The organism is Nitrospirillum viridazoti CBAmc (assembly GCF_000730165.1).
Lineage (GTDB): Bacteria > Pseudomonadota > Alphaproteobacteria > Azospirillales > Azospirillaceae > Nitrospirillum > Nitrospirillum viridazoti.
Genome location: NZ_CP022111.1, coordinates 1,885,593 through 1,905,039, shown reverse-complemented (window position 1 = coordinate 1,905,039; position 19,447 = coordinate 1,885,593). Strand labels below are relative to the sequence as shown.

Here is a 19,447-nt window from a genome sequence, read left to right as displayed (position 1 = left end):
AACACCGGGTTGGACGCCCGGTTGTCGAGGATTTGGTAATCATTTGGCGTTAACCATGGCCGGTAGGTCGCCCGCCGCGGCGATTTCTTGGGAAGGGATTGCGGACCCGGTCATGATTGGGCGGCGCTTTTTGCGGGCGGGGGGCGCCCTAGCTGGGCGGTTGGGGGCTGGGCGGTTGGGCCTGGCGCTGCTGCTTGCCTGCGCCACCGCGTCGGCCTTTGCCGCCCCAACGCCCGGGCCCGCCGGCGCCCTTGATCCCTGGGCCCGCCTTTCCGGCCCCGAGTTCGACCATTTCCCCGCCGCCCTGCGCCTGCCCAGCGATGTGGTGACCAGCCTGGCGCAGACCCGCCACGGCGTGGTCTGGTTCGGCACCTTCGGCGGCTTGGTGCGGTTCGACGGCTATCGCACCCAGATATACCGGGGCTCGCCGGACACCAGTGCTGGCGGCGGCTCGCCGGCTGGCAAGCAGGGGGCCGGCGTGCCATCGCCCTCTTATGTCCTGCCAGATGCCTATGTGCGCAGCCTGCTGTACATCGACGACGGCGGCCTGCTGATCGGCACGAACGCCGGCGGCCTGGTACGCTTCGATATGGACGCGAATGGCTTCCGGCCCGTGCCCATTGCACACCGCGCCACCGCCGCGCGCATCATGGCCCTGGGGCCGGCCCGTGACGGCGGCGCCTGGGTGCTGTCGGATCAGGGGCTGGACCATTACGACCCGCGTACCGCCACGGCATCGCCTGTGGCCGATGCGGATGCCGGCGGTGTCAGCCCCCGTCTGTTCGCCGTGCTGGAGGACAGCCGGGGCGCCTTGTGGCTGGGCGGCCATCCCGGTCTGTTCCGGCGCGGCGCGGGTGAGACGGCGTTCACCCGCGTGGCCGCCCCGGTGGACGACCCTATCCTGGCGCGTGTGCTGGCCGACGACGTCTGGGCCTTGTATGAGGACGGCCAGGGCCGCGTCTGGGTGGGTACGGGCGAGAATGGGGCCTTCGCCCTGGACACCACCACAGGCCGCCCCCTGGCGATCAAGGGCCTCAGCGGTGCGGATAGCCTGGCGGCGCGCCACACCGTGCGCGCCATCACCGAGCCGGAAGGGCCCGGCGGTCCCCTGTGGCTGGCCACTGACGGCGTCGGCATCCTGACGCTGGATGCCGATGACCGGGTGGGCGTCCTGTCGCATTCCGAAATGGTGTCGACCTCGCTGGCTGGCGACGTCGTGCGCGCCTTCCTGCGCGACCGCAGCGGCAATGTCTGGGTGGGCACCCAACGGGGCGCCGACCGGGTGGAGGCGGGGCAGCGCCTGGTTTCCACCGTGCAGGCCGCCCCGCCAGGCGGGGTCGGCCTGGCGGATGCTGACGTGCATGCCCTGACCACGGACGCGCGGGGGCGCGTGTGGCTGGGACTGGGGCGCGGGCTGGTCGACGTGGTCGACCCCGCCGATGGCACCCTACGCCACGTCGTCCTGCCGGGGGTGGAGCAGGGCCGGGACATTTACAGCCTGGCGGTCCTCCCCGACGGGGCGGTGCTGGCAGGGGGGCGCGGTGTCACCCGCATCGATCCCGCCACCTTGGCCGGCACCTCGTCCTGGATACCGGCGCTGGACGGCGTCGTCGTCCTGTCCCTGGCGACGGCGACCACGCCCGCTGGAACCACCGTGCTGTTGGGCGGCTATGACGGGCTGTATATCCGCCAGCCCGACGGCACCCTGACCCATATGGTCCATGATCCGGCCGATGCGGAAAGCCTGCCCGCCGACCAGGTGAACAAGATCCTGGTGGTGCCCCCGGGCGCCGATGCTCCCCAGGGCACGGTATGGCTGGCCACATCCGGCGGCCTGGCGGTGGCTGACTTGGCGGGCCTGCCGCGCCCGCGCTTCCACACGCTGCGGCGCGCATCGCAGGCCGGCGCGATAGGCAGCCTGCCGCACAACGTGGTCAACGATGTCGTCGTGGATGGCGCCGGCAATCTGTGGGCCGGCACCTATGGTGGTGGCGTGGCCGTGCTGACGCCGGCGCAGATGCGGGACGCGCTGGCCGGGCGCGCGGGAATCGCCCCACTGGTGGTGGATGAGACGCAGGGCCTGGCCAACAACGCCGTATCTGCGCTGGCGGTGGACGGCGACGGCAGCGTCTGGGCCGCCGCCGCGGCCAGCCTGGTGAAGTTCAACGGCCCCGGCTTCCCGCCCCGCGTTCTGGGCGCCCGCGACGGCGTCATCGTCCGCGCCTTCAACATCAAGGCGGCGACCCGAGGTGCTGGGGGCGAGGTGCTGTTCGGCGGCATGGGCGGCCTGACGGTCATGCGCCCCGGAATGCTCCGTCCATCCGTGCCCGTCGGCGTGCTGGCCGTCACCGCTCTGGATGTGAACCACAAGGCACAGTCGCCGGGCCGCCTGCCCCCACCGGGCGGCACCCTGACCCTGGGCGCCGGTGTGAGGACCATCCGGCTGGCCCTGTCGCTGCTGGACTTCCGCGCCCCGCACGACACCCGCTACGCCTATTGCCTGGATGGGTTCGATGAGGATTGGGTGGAGGTGAACGGCGCCCAGCCCCAGGCCGTCTACACCAACCTGCCTCAGGGCGATTACACCTTCCGGGTGCGCGCCTGGACCGACCTGCCGGGCCTGGCCCTATCCAACAGGCAGGAGGCGACGGCCGGTTTCGATCCTGACGCCGAACCGGTGGCGCAGCCCGGCCAGAACACGGCGGACGCGCTGTCCATCCCACCCATGGCCGAGCTGGCCTTTCATATCAGGGTCTTGCCCCACTGGTACGAACAGGCCTGGTTCCGGCTGCTGATGGTTTTCGGCCTGGTGGCGCTGATTGCCTGCGTGCTGGCGATCCGGACGGAGGCGCAGATGCGCCGCGAACGGGCGCTGGGCCGCATCGTCGCCGCCCGCACCCGTGATCTGCGCGCCGCCAACACCAAGCTGGAACAGCTGGCCAGCACCGATCCGCTGACCGGCGTCCTGAACCGGCGCCGCTTCTTCGAACTGGCGCGGCTGGAATGCGATCGCTGCCGCCGCTACGGCCGAGTCTTCTCCGTCATCCTGTTCGACCTCGACCACTTCAAGCGCATCAACGACACCTTTGGCCACCTCATGGGGGACGAGGTGCTGCGGGCGGCGGTGGCGGTGGCGGCCAAGGCCTGCCGCACCGTGGACCTGCTGGCCCGCTTCGGCGGGGAGGAGGTCATGATGCTGCTGCCCGAGACGGACATCGCCGGCGCGCAGGTGGTGGCGGAACGCATCCGCACCAGCCTGGCGGAGATGGAGGTCGCCTACGACGGGCAGGTGGCCCAGGTGACGGCCAGCCTGGGCGTGGCCCAGTGGCGCAGCCCCGATGAGACGCTGGAGGATCTGCTGGCGCGGGCCGACGGCGCCCTCTATCAGGCCAAGAAGGGCGGCCGCAACCGCACCGTGCTGGCCTATAACGAGGTGGAACGGGCGGCCCGCATGGGCTGGGCCATCGTCCCGTCCGGCGACCCCACGGAGGATGAGGCTGCAGCGGCGCTGGTGGCCGACACCCCGCCGCTGGAGCCGCTGGCGAGGCTGGCCGGCCTGGGTGATGCCACGCTGGTCGACCCCTATGAACGCGAAACCTACGACCGGCCGGCATCCGGCCCGGATGAGGATGCGCCGCCCGAGCCCAAGGCGGCGTCCAGTTAGCTCGCACCAGCGGTATGAGCGGTGGCTCATGCGGTTGTAGGCCCCGACCGGGGCCGCCGGAAGTTTCCGGGGAGCGTCAGCGGACTGGAAACTGAGGATAAGCCAAGCCGGCGGATGCCGGCGCCCGGCGTTTGAGGAAGCTCACTAACGAGTCACCGGCCCGTGTACCAGGCCGGGCAGGGCCAGCCAATCCTCCGGACCGTCCAGCGACAGGCCGGGGTTCCAGGACCGGTCGTGGCCGATGGCCGCGCCCCAGCGTTCCAGGAAGGCCAGGCGCTCCTGCTCCACCCGTTCCCGCCGGTCGGACGCATAGGGTTCCAGCGCCGTCAGGACGGCGTGGGGCGTCCACAGCGTGGCGTAACCCGCCTGTTCCAGGCGCAGGCAGATGTCCACGTCGTTGAAGGCGATGGGGAAGGTGTCGGCATCGAAGCCGCCCACCGCCTCGAAGCAACTGCGGCGGATGGCCATGCAGGCGCTGGCCACGGCGCTGACGCGGTGGGCGCATAGGCCGATGCCCAGGTCGCCCACGGTATCGCCTGGCCGCCCGGCGAAGCGCGACCCGGCCAGGCGGGCGGCACCCGGACCGTTGCCCAGGCCCAGCACGATGCCGCCGTGCATGATGGTGCCGTTGGTCGACAGCACCTTGGGGCCCACGGCGCCGATGTCCGGGCGCAGGGCCTGCGACACCAGCTCGCGCAGCCATTCGGGGTGCTGCGGTTCCATGTCGTCGTTCAGGAACACCAGCACCTCACCGGCGGCGGTGACGGCGGCGCGATTCATCATGTCGGCGAAGTTGAAGGGGCCGCGATGCGGGATGACCCGGGCGCCCGGGCGGTCGCGCAGCGACTCCAGATAGGCCAGGGCCTCCGGGTCGCGGCTCTCATGGTCCATGACCAGCAGTTCGAAGGCGGAATAGCGCGTCTCGCCCAGGATGGCCTCGACACAGGGGCGCAGCAGGTCCACCCGGTCCCGGGTGGGCATCAGCAGGCTGACCACGGGCTGGCGATCCGGCAGGGGCCAGATGACGCGGCGGGCGGTGTGGCCCTCGCCCCTGGGGTCCTTCTCCGTCACCGGTTCGGCCACCGCGCCGGGATGGTAGGTCGCCAGGAAGGCCTGCAGGGCCGGCAGCCCGCCCAGGGGCAGGGGCCGGCGACGGCGCATCAGCACGCGCGGCATGTGGCGCACGTGCTCCCGTCCCGCCAGGTGCGTCGCCTCCAGCAACAGGCGGTAACGGTCCAGCCGGCCCGGCTGCTGGCCCACCGCCATGGCCCGGCGCGCCAAGGCGGTGCGCATCAGCAGCAACTGACCGGGATAGACGCCGCTGGACCCGTACAGCAGGTCAGGGTCGAAGGCGGGCTTCAGCACCGGGCGCAGGGGATGGCCCAGGCGGTCGGTCCATTCCTCGTCGGTGTAGAGGATCTGGGTGTCCGGGTTCTGCGCCATGGCCAGCACGCACAGGGCCAGGGCGTGGCGGGGCAGCAGGTCGCCGGGCGACAGCAGGGCGACGGTATCGCCCTCCACTTGGCTCAGGACGGGCAGGCCGGCGCCCCGGCGCTTCACGCGCGGGTCGCGGAAATCGGCGGCGGTGTCGGCCGGCAGCCATAATTCCCAATTGTCGTGGATCTGCCGGGTCAGGCTGTCGACCGTGCGGCGCACGGCGATGGCCCAGGCGGCGGGCTTGAGGCCGCTGTTCTCCGGCCCCAGCATGATCAGGCTGACGCGCGGCGGGGCGGGCAGGCGGGCCAGGGCCACGGATATCTCGCCGGCCTCGGTGCGGCGGGGGCCGTCGCGGCGCAGGGTCCAGGCGCGGTAGAACGACCGGGGCGCCAGCGACTGCCACAGGCGGCTGGCCACGTCGGCGAATTGGCCATGGGTCACCATGCGGCTCAACGCCCGGACCAGCGCCATGCCCGTGGGGCCGCGCAGGGGTTTCGTGGGCGGGGGTGGGGCCGCGTCTATGGCCGTGCCGGGCACGTGCACGCTGCCAGGGTGCGCGCCGAGGGGCGCCCCTTCAAGGTCATGCGCGGCCACCGCGTCTTGCGACCCCCTTGCCGGGGGGGGGTCCGGGTTCTTCTGATCCACGTGCCGGTTGCCCCGCCTCTTGGAAAACAGCTTCGGTCCCGTCGGCGCCCTCAGGCGCCCCGGTCCCCAGAAACAACAAAGCGCCAACCCCGCGCCCGGGTTCAACCCGGCACTGATCGGCGCTCCCCAACCGGCCGGTTCCCATCCCATCGGGGCCGCCCATGTCGTTATCAGGCGATTCATGGGGGACAGCCCGCCCCCGGGTCAAGCGGCAATGCGGGGTGCCTCTCTCCGGTGGCCAGCCGCTTAGAAGGGGTGTCGCCAAGGCCGGGGGCGGCTGCTATCCAAGATGGCCATGGACGCCCCCACCTTTGCCTCCGCTGCCCCGTTTCCCGGCCGTATCGCGGCCCTGGTCGTCGCCTACCGGGCCGATGACCGCCTCGCCACCTGCCTGGCCGCCGCCGCCGGCGCGGCCGACCGCGTTTTCCTGTTCCAACAGAATCGGGGACTGGACGCCGCCGATGACGCCCGGGTGGACCGGGCGGTGGCGGCGACGGGCGCGACCCTGCTGGCGGATCCGGCCAACATCGGCCTGGCGGCGGCGCAGAACCGCCTGATGGACTTGGCCCTGGCCCAAGGGGCCGACTGGTTGCTATTCCTGGACCAGGACAGTGTGCCGCGCCCCGGCCTGCGGGCCGCCTATGCCGCCGCCTTGGCAGCCGCCCCGCCGGACACCGGCTTGCTGGCGGCGCGCAACGTGGAACCGGATGACGGGCCCGACTCGCCCTGGGTGGTCAGTCCCGACGGCCAGCGCTGGGCGGTGGTGCGTCGACTCGACGGTCCGCTGCTGCCCGACCTTCTGTTGGCCCCCGCGTCCGGCAGTCTGGTCAGCGCCGAGGCCGCGCGGGCCTGCGGCCCCCTGCGCGACGATTTCTTCATCGACTGGGTGGATGTGGAATACGCCCTGCGCCTGCGCCGTGCCGGCTTCCGTCTGGTGGCGGTGCGCGATGCCCTGGTGGATCACCGGCTGGGCGCGGTCACCCACGTCCAGGCGGGCGGCCGGGCGCTGGCAATCACCCATCACGCCGCCCGCCGCCGGTGGTTCCAGGCGCGCAACGCGCTGTGGACCTGGCGGCTGCACCGGCGCGCGGTGCCGGCGCTGACCGGCTGGACACTGCGCATCCTGGCCTCCACCGCCATCAAGATCGCGGTGATGGAACGCGGGCGCCTGCCCAAGCTGGCGGCCTTCGCCGGCGGGCTGTGGCATGGGGTGTGGCAGGGCCTGCCGCGGCGTCCGCACCCCTAAAGCCGGGCTTGCCGCCGCCAGGGCCGCGCCGTATCAGTCGTGTTTCAGGCGCTGAGAGTTTCCTTCGCATGACCACCGACTGGACCCGGGGCTACGCCTCCGACATCGACTACACCCGGGGTTGGTACCGGGAGCTGTCGCCCCTGTGGCTGGACACCGCGCTGGTGCTGGCGGGTGTGGCGCCGCCCCAACCGGGGGAGCGTGGCCCGGTGTGGCTGGAGCTGGGCTGCGGCCATGGCCTCTCGGCCCTGGCTCTGGCGGCGGCCCGGCCGGACATGACAGTCATCGCCGTCGACTTCAACCCCACCCACATCCACGGCGCCCAGCGCCTGGCCCAGGCCGCGGGCCTGGCCAACATCCGCCTGATCGAGGCCGACTTCGCCGAGTTGGTGGAGGATGCGACCGGCCTGCTGCCGTCCCTGGACTACGTCGCCCTGCACGGCGTCTACACCTGGGTGGGGGCGGAAAGCCGCCAGCATATCGCCCGGCTCATCGCCCGCCGGCTGAAGCCCGGCGGGGCGGCCTATCTCAGTTACAACTGCCTGCCGGGATGGGCGGCGGCCATGCCGGTGCAGTTCCTGCTGAACGCCTACGGTCAGGCCCTGCCCGGCCCCAAGGCCGCCGCCGGCGACCAGGCGCGCGACCTGCTGCTGCACCTGCTGAACCAGGGGGCCGGCTATTTCAACGGCAACGCCGCCGCCAGCGCCCGGGCGGACCGCCTGCGCGGCGCCACGGCGCCCTACCTGGTGCACGAATACATGCACAGCGGCTGGCAGCCGGCCTACCATGCCCAGGTGGCGGACGACCTGGCGGCGGCCAAGCTCAGCTACGCCGGCAGCGCCGCCTGGGTCGAGAACTTCCCCGACCTGATGATGACCCGGGCGCAGCAGGACATGGCGGCGGCGGCGCCCACCCGGGCCCTGGCCGAGACGGTGAAGGACTACGTCACCAACCAGCCGCTGCGCCGCGACATCTTCGTGCGCGGGCCATTGGCCCTGGACGCCCGCCAGCGCGTGGCCCGCCTGGGCGCCCTGCGCCTGGTGGCCCTGGGCGAACCCGGCGCCGCCCTGCCGGACTTCACCCTGCCCTTGGGACCGCCCGATCCGGAGGTCTCGCGCCTGTTCCACCCGGTGCTGGCGGTGCTGGCCGGCGGGCCCGCCACCCTGGCGGACCTGGTGGAGCATCTGGCCCGCACGGTGCCGGATTGGGGCCATGACAGCGCCGGCTGGCTGCTGCGGGCCCTGGCCATCCTGGTGGCGGGCGATGTCCTGGCCCCTTGCCTGGCCGATGGCCAGATCCAGGCGGCCCTGCCCGGCGTGCGCCGCCTGAACCAGGCCCTGCTGGCCGACAGCCTGGTGACCGGTGCCACCTTGGATCCCGAAATCCGCTTGCCGGAACGCCTGGCCTCCGCCGTCACCGGCGGCGGCGTCATGGCCTCGGTGGAGGAGATGGGCGCGCTCGCCGCCCATTGGGCGGGCGAGGTGGTGATGCCGCCCGACGCCCTGTCCCGCCTGGCGCGGCTGGGCGTGCTGTGACGGCAATAACATGGCGCTTTGACGCCCCCAGCGGCGCATGCCGCTTTGACGCACGGGTTGCGGCGGCTTAATCTCCGCCGCCTGATCTATTGTCCCAAGACGACCCATCCATGACTCATGCCCCTTTCTCCCAGCCTGTCACCGCCGTGCGGAGTCATTGATGCTGGCGAAGCTGGTGCTCCTGGTCGGGTTGGTCGTCCTGGTGTGGAAAGCCTATCAGTGGGGTGCCCTGGCCCAGCGGCGCAAGATGGCCGGTGGGGCGCCTACCGCGCGGGCGCCGGGTGCCAGGGCCCCCCGGGCGCCGGAACCCGCCGCCGAGGATTTGCACGCCTGCGCCATCTGTGGCGCCTACGTCGCGCGCGGCTCCACCCCCTGCGGCAAGCCCGAGTGCCCGCAGCGGCGCTGACGGATATCGCCAGCGCCGCCGGATACTCAGCCTACAGCGTCACCACCACCCGGCCGTTGACCGTGCCGGCGCGCAGGCGGTCGAAGATGGTGTTGATGGTGTCCAGGGGCTGGACCTCCACCTCCGCCTTCACCTTGCCCTCGCCGGCGAAGGCCAGGGCCTCGGCCAGGTCGGCGCGGGTGCCGACGATGCTGCCGCGCACGGTGATGCGGTTCAGCACGACGTCGAAGATGGGCAAGCCGAATTCGCCGGGCGGCAGGCCGATCAGGGCCACGGTGCCATGGCGGCGGCTCATGCCGACGGCCTGGGTGAAGGCGGGGCGGGAGACGGCGGTGACCAGCACGCCATGGGCGCCGCCGATATCGCTGTGCAGGCGCTTGGCCGGGTCTTCCTTGCGGGCATTCACCGTCAGGTCGGCGCCCAGCTTCCGGGCCAGTTCCAGCTTGTCGTCGGCGACGTCGATGGCGGCGACGTGCAGGCCCATGGCCTTGGCGTACTGCACGGCCACGTGGCCCAGACCGCCGATGCCGGTGATGGCGACCCACTGGCCGGGCCGCGCTTCCGTCTCCTTCAACCCCTTATAGACGGTGACGCCGGCGCACAGGATGGGGGCGATCTCCTCGAAGCCCACGTTGTCCGGCAGGTGGCCGACGAAGTTGGGGTCGGCCAGGACGTATTCGGCATAGCCGCCGTTGACGGAATAGCCGGTGTTCTGCTGGGCGGTGCACAGCGTCTCCCACCCGGTCAGGCAATGCTCGCAATGGCCGCAGGCGGTGTAGAGCCAGGGCACGCCCACGCGGTCGCCTTCCTTCACATTGGTGACGCCGGCGCCCACGGCGGCGACGTATCCCACGCCCTCGTGACCGGGAATGAAGGGCGGCTGCGGCTTCACCGGCCAATCGCCGTCGGCGGCGTGCAGGTCGGTGTGGCAGACGCCGCTGGCCTGGATGCGCACCAGGATCTGGCCGGGGCCGACCTCCGGCACCGCCACCTCGCGGATGTCCAGGGGCTTACCCAGGGTATGGACGACGGCGGCCTTCATGGTCCGGGGCAAAGACATGGGGAATGGTCCTTCCTATCGGGGGCGAACGGCGGTGGCCGTTCGTTCGCCGACAGAAGATACCGGCGGGCCGCTCGCAGCCTTGAGATGGGTCAAGGACCGGACGGATCTACCTCTTCCGTGATGGCCAGCACCGTTTGGCGCACCTCGGGCGGCAGACGGTCCAGCACGCCGGCCACGCCGTGCAGGGCGGCGCGCAGGCTGTAGACCTGGTCGATCAGCGACAGCACCAGGGGCAGGGTGTCGTCGGCCACGCCCATGTCGTGGCGCAAATCGCGGATCAGGGCCACGCGGGCCACGTCCACGGGGTGGAAGCGCCAGTCGGCCGCATGCTCCGGTGCCAGGGGGCCATCGGGCCGCACCCAGCCTTGCGTCACCCACCAGTGGATGTCCTGCTCGCCCACGTCGGGGAAACGGGCGCACACGGCCTCCAGCGTCAACAGGGTCAGCGTGCCCATGGCTCAAGCTCCCTCACGGTCCAGGTCGGCCAGGCCGGCGCGCGGGTCGGCGTCATGCCGGGGCTTCCAGCCTTCCAGGAAGGTCGCCAGTTCCGGCTCCTCCCCTGGCGGCAACACCACCTTCAGCTCCACCACCTGGTGGCCAGCACGAATGCCCCGGCCCTTCAGGCGCAGGCGGGTGCCGCTGCTGGAGCGGGGCGGGATGGCCAGCATGACGCTGCCATGGATGGTGGGCACCTTGACCTTGGCGCCCAGCATCGCCTCCTTCAGGGTCACCGGCAGTTCTATGATGATGTCGTCGCCGTCGCGGCGATACAGCGGGTGGGGTGAGACCGCCACCTCCACGAAGGCGTCGCCGTGGGGGCCGCCGTTCACGCCCGGCCCGCCCTTGCCCGCCAGGCGCAGCGCCTGGCCGTCCTTCAGGCCGGCGGGAATGGTGACGTCCAGCACCTGGCCGTCGGGCAGGGTCAGCCGGCGGGTGGCGCCCCGGGCGGCGGTCAGGAAATCCACCGTCAGGGAATAGTGCGCATCCTGGCCTTTCAGGGGGAAGCCGCCGGTGCGGGGGCCGCCCCCGGGACCGCCACCGCCGCCCTGGTTGAAGGCGCGACGCAGCAGGCTTTCCAGGTCGTCATGGTCGAAACCGCCGAAGTCTTCGGCGCCGGCGGAATAGCGGGCGTGCCCCCCGTCCCCGGCGTACTGGCGGTAATAGCCGCCCCCGCCAGCGGGCCCGCGTGGGGCCGTCTCCGCCCCGGTGGCGTCGATCTCCCCCCGGTCGAAGCGGGCGCGCTTCTCGGCGTCCGACAACAGGGCGTAGGCGGCGGCGATCTCCTTGAACTTGGCCTCGGCCTCCGGCTTGCCCGGGTTCAGGTCCGGGTGGTGCTTCTTGGCCAGGGCGCGGTAGGCGCTGCGGATGGCTTTCTCATCGGCGTCGCGGGCGACGCCCAGCAAGGCGTAGGGATCCACCGTAGGCTACCTCATTCCAGGGAAGGGACCAGGGGATGCGATCATGCGGCCGGCCTTGGGGCGGCCCGTTGGGGTTCCCGCAGTGGGACGGCCCGCGGTGGGGCGGCCGGCCTCCCCCGCCGGGGGCAGCAGCAGGGCTTCCGCCTGGCGCAGCACCGTGGCCGGGGTGGGACCGGCGTCCAGGATAGCCCAGCGCACCTCGCCGGCGCCCTTGCGCATCTGGCTTAGCAAAACGGGCATATCCGCGTCCGACGCGTCCCGGGCCGGCCCCTCGCTCCGCCGGTGCAGCCGCTCCGCCAGCACCGCCTCCGGCGCTTGCAACCACAGTCCGGTGAAACGGACATGGGCCCGCGCCGCCACGTCCGCCGCCAGGGCGCGTTCGGCGGGGTCGGCGAACACCGCGTCCAGGATGACGCTGCGCCCGGCGGCCAGGCAGGCGGCGGCTTGGGTGTGCAGGCGGTCGTAGACGGCGGCGCTGACGGCCGGGCTGTAGGCCTCATCGGTCAGCGCCTGCTCCGGCGCCACGCCGAACAGCTGCTTGCGGATGACGTCGGTGCGCAGCACGCGGGCGCCCGGGGCCGTGCCCAGCAGGGGGGCCAGGGCCCGGGCCAGCGTGGACTTGCCGGTGCCGCTGAAACCGCCCACCGCCACCACGCGCGGCCGGTCGCGGCGCAGGAAGTCCAGCGCCAGCTGCAGGTAGCGGTCGGCCTCCACCGCCCCGGCGGTCTTTTGCGTGGGCGTGGTCTGGCGCCGGGCGGCCGCGGCCGTCACCTGGGCCCGCACCGCCGCCCGCACCGACAGGAACAGGGGCAGGGCCGGCAGCCCGCCCAGGGGCTGGCCTTCCCGTCCGGCCATATCCTCCCCCGTCAGGTCCAGGTAGCGGTTCAGCACCAGGCTGGCCAGGTCCGCGCGGTCGCGGAAACACAGGTCCATCAGCAGGAAGGCCAAGTCGTACAGCACGTCCGTGCAGGCGAGCGCGGGGTCGAACTCGATGGCGTCGAAGGGCGTGGGCGTGCCGTCCACCAGGCAGACGTTGCCCAGGTGCAGGTCGCCATGGCAGTCGCGCACCCGGCCCGCGTCCCGCCGGGCGTCCAGCAGGCCGCCTTGCGCCGACAGGGCCGCCTGCACCTTGGTGTTCCAGGCGCGGATGTCGGCGGCCGAGAAGGCGTCGCCCGGCTTCAGGTTGGCGCGGGTGATGGCGATGGCCTCAGCCAGGCCCTGGGCCCCGCCGCCCTCCGTGCGCCCGGGCTGCGCCCGGTGCAGGCGGGCCAGGCGGTCGGCCAGATCCAGCATCAGCTGCGGCGTCAGCCGGCCCTGTGTCGCCATGCGGTCCAGCAGGGCGTCCTGGTCGAAGCGGCGCATGACCAGCAGCCAATCCACCACCTGGGCGTCGGGCAGGGGCGGCTCATCCTCCCCCGCCGCCCATTCCGGTCCCAGGGTCAGGCCGTCGGGCGTGCGCAGGACGGGGCGCAGGCCCAGGTACAGGTTGGGGGCGAAGCGGCGGTTGACCGCCAACTCCGCCAGGCAGAAATGCCGCCGCCGTTCCACCGTGGAATAATCCAGATAGGAATAGCGCACGGCACGCTTCAGCTTGTAGGCGCGGTCGCCGGCGAGGAAGACGTGAGAGATGTGGGTGTCGATACGCTCCACCCGGCCACGGGCCCCGAAGGATTCCGGATGGGCCAGGAAGGCGAGCGTCTCGGTCTGGTCGTCCATGGGGGCAGACTCCCTGATTGCGGAAAGGCGGGACCCGGTGCTGCGGGCTCTCTTGGGGGAAAAGCATAGGCCCCCCGGCGGTTCCGCCGCTTTGAGCGGGATCAAGCGGCGGTGCGCCCCGTTCCCTTGCGGAACACGCGTGCCACACCCGCGTCAAAACGGGGCGCGCATGCGGGAAACGCGCCGGTCGCCGCCTTGATTTGGGGTTCGCCCGCCTTGTAAGGTGCGCCGCAACGCAACAAAGGGCCGGGGAGGACGGGTTTTCGAAGCCCAAAAGTTCCTTTTCCGCCCTTCCAGTGTGAAGACGGTCAGGCAATGGCGGCCTCAGGCGCGGCGAAGCTCAGTTTCCAGGGACTTATCCTGACGCTCCACCAGTTCTGGTCGGAGCAGGGGGCCCTGATCCTCCAGCCATACGATATGGAGATGGGGGCCGGCACCTTCCATCCCTCCACGACCCTGCGCGCCCTGGGCGCCACGCCGTGGAAGGCCGCCTTCGTGCAGCCGTCGCGCCGGCCCAAGGACGGCCGCTATGGCGAGAACCCCAACCGCCTGCACCAGCATCACCAGTACCAGGTGATCCTGAAGCCCTCGCCGGCCAACGTGCAGGAGATTTACCTGGAAAGCCTGCGCCGCGTGGGCATCGACCCGGCGCAACACGACATCCGCTTCGTCGAGGACGACTGGGAAAGCCCCACGCTGGGCGCCTGGGGCCTGGGCTGGGAGGTGTGGTGCGACGGCATGGAAGTGACGCAGTTCACCTACTTCCAGCAGGTCGGCGGCATCGAGTGCGAGGTGGTCGCGGCCGAGCTGACTTACGGCCTGGAACGCCTGGCCATGTACATCCAGAACGTCGAGAACGTGTACGACCTGGACTTCAACGGCCAGGGCGTGAAGTACGGCGACGTCTACCACCGCAATGAGCGGGAGCAGAGCGCCTATAACTTCGAGGCCGCCGACACCGCCATGCTGCTGCGCCATTTCGAGGATGCGGAGCATGAGTGCGCCGAGTTGCTGAAGCGCGGCCTCGCTTGGCCGGCCTATGAGCAGTGCGTCAAGGCCTCGCACAACTTCAACCTGCTGGACGCGCGCGGCGTCATTTCCGTGGTGGAGCGGCAGAGCTACATCCTGCGCGTCCGCAACCTGGCCAAGGCCTGCTGCGAAGAGTGGGTCAAGGGCGACAAGAAAGTGGACTGGACCCTGCCTGGGCCCGTTTCCGGTAAGGGGGCCTGAACCATGGCCGAGCTGCTGATCGAGCTGTTTTCCGAGGAAATCCCCGCCCGCATGCAGGTGCGCGCGGCGGACGATTTCAAGCGCCTGGTGACCACCAAGCTGGTTGATGCCGGCCTGGCCTTCACCGACGCCATCGCCCATTCCACCCCGCGCCGCCTGACCCTGGCCGTGACCGGCCTGCCGGTACGCCAGGCCGATGTGCGGGATGAGCGCAAGGGCCCGCGCGTCGGTTCCCCCGACGCGGCCGTCCAGGGCTTCCTGCGTGGCGCCAGTCTCGCCAGCCTGGACCAGTGCGAACAGCGCGACACGGGCAAGGGCGTGTTCTGGTTCGCCGTGGTGGAAAAGCCGGGCGGGGCCACGGTCGACGCCCTGCCGGGCATCATCGACGCCGCCATCCGCGAGCTGCCCTGGCCCAAGTCCATGCGCTGGGGCAACAACACCTTCCGCTGGGTGCGGCCGCTGCAGTCCATCCTGGCGCTGTTCGACGGCGCGGTGGTGCCGGGTTCCCTCACCCTGAAGACGGCCGAGCCGGCGCCCGAGGCGTCGGAGGGCAACGTCTGTCTGGGCGGGGAGCCCACGGCCGTCACCCTGCCCTATGGCAACACCACGCGCGGCCATCGCTTCCTGGCGCCGGACACGCTGACCATCACCGATTTCGCCGATTACCAGCAAAAGCTGGCCGGCGCCTTCGTCGTGCTGGACCGTGAGGCGCGCAAGGCCCGCATCCTGGAACAGGCCAACGCGCTCGCCGCCGCCGAGGGCCTGAGCTTGCGCGACGACCCCGGCCTGCTGGATGAGGTGGCGGGGCTGGTGGAATGGCCGGTGGGCCTGATCGGCACCATCGATCAGGCCTTCATGGACGTGCCGGCGGAGGTGCTGACCACCTCCATGCGCACGCACCAGCGCTATTTCGCCCTGGAGACAAGTGACGGCAAGCTGGCGCCGCGCTTCATCCTGATGGCGAACCGCACCACCGAGGACGGCGGCAAGGCGGTCGTGGCGGGTAACGAGCGCGTGCTGCGCGCCCGCCTGTCGGACGCCAAGTTCTTCTGGGACCTGGACCGCAAGGTGCCGCTGGAAGACCAGGCCAAGAAGCTGGCCGAGATCACCTTCCATGCCAAGCTGGGCACCACGGCGGCCAAGGTCCACCGGGTGGAGGGCCTGGCAGCCGTCATCGCGCGGGCCATCCATGCCGACGTGGACGCCACCCGTCGCGCCGCCCGCCTGGCCAAGGCCGATCTGGTGACCGGCCTGGTGGGCGAATTCCCCGAGGTGCAGGGCGTCGTCGGCCGCTACATCGCCTATGAGCAGGGCGAGAACGCGGCCGTGGCCGAGGCCATCGCCGACCATTACAAGCCCCTGGGCCCCAGTGACAGCTGCCCCACCGCCCCCGTCTCCGTGGCGGTGGCCCTGGCCGACAAGATCGATACCCTGGTGGCGTTCTTCGGCATCGATGAGAAGCCCACGGGGTCCCGCGATCCGTACGCCCTGCGCCGTGCCGCCCTGGGCGTCATCCGCCTGGTGGTGGAAAACGGTCTGCGCCTGGACCTCGGCGACCTGTTCCTGGTGGCGCGCGGCCAGCTCAACCTGGACAACGCCGCCCTGGACGGCGAGTTGCTGGCCTTCTTCGCCGACCGCCTGGTGGTGGCCCTGCGCGAAAAGGGCGTGCGCCACGACCTGATCGCGGCCGCACTTTCTCATGGAACAGGGGCCGGCCGGGCGGAGGGCGACCTGGTCCGCCTGCTGGCCCGCGTGGACGCGCTGGCCGGCTTCGTCAACACCGACGATGGCGCCAACCTGCTGGCCGCCTTCCGCCGCGCCGCCAACATCCTGCGCATCGAGGAGAAGAAGGACGGCCACGCCCATGATGGTGTGCCGGACGCGACCTTGCTGCAGGTGGATGAGGAAAAGGCGCTGGCGGCGGCGCTGGATGCCGCGCGCACCGCGTCGGAGCCGGCGCTGGCCGCCGAGGACTATGTGGGCACCATGGCCGCCCTGGCCAGCTTGCGCGGCCCGGTGGACGCCTTCTTCGACAAGGTGACGGTGAACGCCGACGATCCGGCCTTGCGGGCCAGCCGGCTGCGTCTGCTGGCCGGTATCCGCCGCACGTTGAACCATGTGGCGGACTTCTCGGTCATCGAGGGTTGAGTCGCGGGGGCCGGGAAACCGGCCCCCGTTTTCGTTTGGCGCTTGCGGTCACAATCTTGGCCCTTCCGTTGGCTCGGATAGTCTGCAAGGCTTTGATTTCAGTACGCGTGACAAAACGGGGCCCGGCTTGACCGGATCCTGAAAAAACACAAATCGCAGTGAAAAACTTCGGGGAAACTGGCGAGTGGCGGGCCATGAGCGAACTGGCCGACACTCCGCCGAACTCATCGGGTGAGGAACCATGAGCGTGTCCAAGTGGGTGTACAGCTTCGGTGATGGCAAGGCCGAGGGCCGGGCCGAGATGAAGAACCTTCTGGGTGGCAAGGGTGCCAACCTGGCGGAGATGAGCAATCTGGGATTGCCCGTGCCGCCCGGCTTCACCATCACCACCGAGGTCTGCACCTGGTTCTATGACAACGGCCGCCAATACCCGGCCGAGCTGAAGGACCAGGTGGCCGCCGGCCTGAAGGCGGTGGAGGGCATCATCGGCGCCACCTTTGGCGATGCCGGGAACCCGCTGCTGGTCTCCGTGCGCTCCGGCGCCCGCGCCTCCATGCCCGGCATGATGGACACGGTGCTGAACCTGGGCCTGAACGACGTCACCGTCCGGGGCCTGGCCAAGCGCGCCGGCGACGAGCGCTTCGCCTATGACAGCTACCGCCGCTTCATCCAGATGTACGGCAACGTCGTTCTGGACGTGGACCACCATCATTTCGAAGAGATCCTGGACAGTCACAAGCGCGACCGGGGCCTGAACTACGACACCGACCTGGAAGCCGGCGATTGGCAGACGGTGATCGAGGGCTACAAGGAGGTGGTGCAGGAAGCCTTGGGCCGCCCCTTCCCGCAGGATGTGCAGGAACAGCTGTGGGGCGCCATCGGCGCCGTCTTCGGCAGCTGGATGAACCAGCGCGCCATCACCTATCGCAAGCTGCACGACATTCCGGCCAGCTGGGGCACGGCGGTCAACGTCCAGGCCATGGTGTTCGGCAACATGGGCGACGACTGTGCCACCGGCGTGGCCTTCACCCGCAACCCGTCCACGGGTGAGAACGCCTTCTACGGCGAATACCTCATCAACGCCCAGGGCGAGGACGTGGTGGCCGGCATCCGCACGCCGCAGCACCTGACCGTCGCCGGCCGCCAGGCCAACGGCTCAGACCTGCCGGCCATGGAAGAGAGCATGCCGGAGGTGTTCCAGCAGCTGGACGCGGTGCGCCTGAAGCTGGAGCGGCACTACCGCGACATGCAGGACATCGAGTTCACGGTGCAGCAGAAGAAGCTGTACATGCTGCAGACGCGCAATGGTAAGCGCACCACCGCCGCGGCGCTGAAGATCGCCGTGGACATGGCGCGCGAAGGCCTGATCGATGAGGCCGAGGCCGTGCGCCGCATCGAGCCCAAGTCGCTGGACCAGCTGCTGCACCCCACCCTGGACCCCAAGGCGGAGCGCAAGATCATCGCCAAGGGCCTGCCGGCCAGCCCGGGTGCCGCCTGCGGCAAGGTGGTGTTCTCGGCGGACGAGGCGGAGCGCCAGTCCCAGATGGGTGAGGCGGTCATCCTCTGCCGCGTGGAAACCAGCCCGGAAGACATTCACGGCATGCACGCCGCCGCCGGCATCCTGACCACCCGCGGCGGCATGACCAGCCACGCTGCCGTGGTGGCGCGCGGCATGGGCCGGTCCTGCGTGTCGGGTGCGGGTGAGCTGCGCATCGACTACAAGACCGGGGTCATGACCGTGCGCGGCGAGAAGATCGCCGCCGGCGACGTCATCACCATCGACGGGTCGACCGGTGAGGTCATGCTGGGCCACGTGCCCACCATCCAGCCGGAACTGTCCGGCGACTTCGCCACCCTCATGGGCTGGGCCGACCGCTTCCGCCGCATGAAGGTGCGCACCAACGCGGAAACCCCGCTGGACGCCCGCACCGCGGTGAAGTTCGGGGCCGAGGGTATCGGCCTGTGCCGGACCGAGCACATGTTCTTCGATACCGAGCGCATCATCGCCGTGCGCGAGATGATCGTGGCGGAGACTGAGGCCGGCCGCCGCGCCGCCTTGGCCAAGATCGCGCCCATGCAGCGCCAGGATTTCGTGGAGCTGTTCCGCATCATGGCCGGCCTGCCGGTCACCATCCGCCTGCTGGACCCGCCGCTGCATGAGTTCCTGCCCAACAGCGAGGCGGAGATGGACGAGGTGGCCAAGGCCGCCGGCACGGACATCCAGCGGGTGCGCCACCGCGCCCTGCAGCTGCATGAGGCCAACCCCATGCTGGGCCATCGCGGCTGCCGCCTGGGCATCTCCTACCCCGAAATCTATGAGATGCAGGCTCGCGCCATCTTCGAGGCGGCGGTCGAGGTGGGCAAGGCCGGCCAGACCGTGATCCCGGAGATCATGATCCCCCTGGTCGGCACCAAGAAGGAACTGGACATCTTGAAGGCCGTCATCGACCGGGTGGCCGGTGAGGTGAAGCAGTCCTCCGGCGTGCAGATCGACTATCTGGTCGGCACCATGATCGAGCTGCCGCGCGCAGCATTGCGGGCGGCGGAGATCGCCCAGTCGGCCGAGTTCTTCAGCTTCGGCACCAACGACCTGACGCAGACGACGTTCGGCATCAGCCGCGACGACGCCGCCAGCTTCCTGCCCGACTACCAGCGGGCCGGCATCTTCGAGCACGACCCGTTCGTGACCCTGGACACCGAGGGCGTGGGCGAGCTGGTGTCCATCGCCGCCGAACGGGGCCGCAAGACCCGTCCGGAGATCAAGCTGGGCATCTGTGGCGAGCACGGCGGCGACCCGGCCTCCGTCTACTTCTGTGAGAAGGTGGGCCTCAGCTACGTCTCCTGCTCCCCCTATCGCGTGCCCATCGCCCGCCTGGCGGCGGCGCAGGCGGCGCTGATGGGCGAGAAGCCCGCCAGCGAGGCGTAAGCGCCCATTCCGC

The 19,447-nt window shown here is 70.7% G+C and carries 12 protein-coding genes; 7 read left to right on the top strand and 5 right to left on the bottom strand.

Annotated elements, in window-relative coordinates; genetic code table 11:
* The first annotated feature begins 175 nt into the window (after positions 1–175).
* Positions 176–3,664, top strand: a complete 3,489-nt coding sequence (locus tag Y958_RS21665; RefSeq protein WP_186291396.1) for a ligand-binding sensor domain-containing diguanylate cyclase — start codon at positions 176–178, stop codon at positions 3,662–3,664.
* A 144-nt stretch (positions 3,665–3,808) separates the two neighbouring features.
* Here the strand turns inward: Y958_RS21665 and Y958_RS32875 are convergent, their stop codons facing one another.
* The gene (locus Y958_RS32875; protein ID WP_145727647.1) at positions 3,809–5,695 is read right to left on the bottom strand and encodes a glycosyltransferase; all 1,887 of its coding nucleotides are present in this window, start codon (positions 5,693–5,695) and stop codon (positions 3,809–3,811) included.
* A 346-nt stretch (positions 5,696–6,041) separates the two neighbouring features.
* Here Y958_RS32875 and Y958_RS21655 point away from each other — a divergent pair, with 346 nt between their 5' ends.
* The 3 genes from Y958_RS21655 to Y958_RS21645 all read left to right on the top strand — a co-directional run bounded on the left by Y958_RS21655 (position 6,042) and on the right by Y958_RS21645 (position 8,933).
* Positions 6,042–6,992: a glycosyltransferase family protein gene (locus Y958_RS21655; protein WP_186291395.1), complete on the top strand. Its 951-nt coding sequence runs from the start codon at positions 6,042–6,044 to the stop codon at positions 6,990–6,992.
* 68 nt (positions 6,993–7,060) lie between these two features.
* A complete protein-coding gene (locus Y958_RS21650; RefSeq protein WP_088873907.1) occupies positions 7,061–8,527 on the top strand; it encodes a methyltransferase regulatory domain-containing protein in 1,467 nt (488 codons plus the stop codon).
* A gap of 160 nt (positions 8,528–8,687) precedes the next feature.
* Positions 8,688–8,933 (top strand): hypothetical protein, encoded by a 246-nt coding sequence (locus Y958_RS21645; protein ID WP_088873906.1) that lies wholly within the window; start codon positions 8,688–8,690, stop codon positions 8,931–8,933.
* 31 nt (positions 8,934–8,964) lie between these two features.
* Here Y958_RS21645 and adhP read toward each other — a convergent pair whose 3' ends face one another.
* From adhP to Y958_RS21625, 4 genes are all read right to left on the bottom strand, one after another.
* Entirely contained in the window at positions 8,965–9,993 is a 1,029-nt protein-coding gene (adhP, locus tag Y958_RS21640; protein WP_088873905.1) for an alcohol dehydrogenase AdhP, read from the bottom strand.
* 92 nt (positions 9,994–10,085) lie between these two features.
* On the bottom strand, positions 10,086–10,451 hold the full coding sequence (locus Y958_RS21635) for a chaperone modulator CbpM (protein ID WP_088873904.1): 366 nt from the start codon (positions 10,449–10,451) through the stop codon (positions 10,086–10,088).
* Positions 10,452–10,454: 3 nt separating this feature from the next.
* The gene (locus Y958_RS21630) at positions 10,455–11,414 is read right to left on the bottom strand and encodes a DnaJ C-terminal domain-containing protein (RefSeq protein ID WP_088873903.1); all 960 of its coding nucleotides are present in this window, start codon (positions 11,412–11,414) and stop codon (positions 10,455–10,457) included.
* A gap of 6 nt (positions 11,415–11,420) precedes the next feature.
* On the bottom strand, positions 11,421–13,130 hold the full coding sequence (locus Y958_RS21625; protein WP_088873902.1) for a bifunctional aminoglycoside phosphotransferase/ATP-binding protein: 1,710 nt from the start codon (positions 13,128–13,130) through the stop codon (positions 11,421–11,423).
* Between the two features lie 315 nt (positions 13,131–13,445).
* Here Y958_RS21625 and Y958_RS21620 point away from each other — a divergent pair, with 315 nt between their 5' ends.
* From Y958_RS21620 to ppdK, 3 genes are all read left to right on the top strand, one after another.
* Positions 13,446–14,360 (top strand): glycine--tRNA ligase subunit alpha, encoded by a 915-nt coding sequence (locus Y958_RS21620; protein ID WP_050898121.1) that lies wholly within the window; start codon positions 13,446–13,448, stop codon positions 14,358–14,360.
* 3 nt (positions 14,361–14,363) lie between these two features.
* Positions 14,364–16,508, top strand: a complete 2,145-nt coding sequence (gene glyS / locus Y958_RS21615; protein WP_088873901.1) for a glycine--tRNA ligase subunit beta — start codon at positions 14,364–14,366, stop codon at positions 16,506–16,508.
* Positions 16,509–16,749: 241 nt separating this feature from the next.
* Entirely contained in the window at positions 16,750–19,434 is a 2,685-nt protein-coding gene (gene ppdK / locus Y958_RS21610; protein WP_186291394.1) for a pyruvate, phosphate dikinase, read from the top strand.
* The last annotated feature ends 13 nt before the right edge of the window (positions 19,435–19,447 follow it).

Coding starts and splice junctions, on each gene's coding strand:
- Y958_RS21655 (WP_186291395.1), top strand. CDS start 6,042: ATGGACGCCCCCACCTTTGCCTCCGCTGCCCCGTTTCCCGGCCGTATC.
- Y958_RS21650 (WP_088873907.1), top strand. CDS start 7,061: ATGACCACCGACTGGACCCGGGGCTACGCCTCCGACATCGACTACACC.
- Y958_RS21645 (WP_088873906.1), top strand. CDS start 8,688: ATGCTGGCGAAGCTGGTGCTCCTGGTCGGGTTGGTCGTCCTGGTGTGG.
- adhP (WP_088873905.1), bottom strand. CDS start 9,993: ATGTCTTTGCCCCGGACCATGAAGGCCGCCGTCGTCCATACCCTGGGT.
- Y958_RS21635 (WP_088873904.1), bottom strand. CDS start 10,451: ATGGGCACGCTGACCCTGTTGACGCTGGAGGCCGTGTGCGCCCGTTTC.
- Y958_RS21625 (WP_088873902.1), bottom strand. CDS start 13,130: ATGGACGACCAGACCGAGACGCTCGCCTTCCTGGCCCATCCGGAATCC.
- Y958_RS21620 (WP_050898121.1), top strand. CDS start 13,446: ATGGCGGCCTCAGGCGCGGCGAAGCTCAGTTTCCAGGGACTTATCCTG.
- glyS (WP_088873901.1), top strand. CDS start 14,364: ATGGCCGAGCTGCTGATCGAGCTGTTTTCCGAGGAAATCCCCGCCCGC.
- ppdK (WP_186291394.1), top strand. CDS start 16,750: ATGAGCGTGTCCAAGTGGGTGTACAGCTTCGGTGATGGCAAGGCCGAG.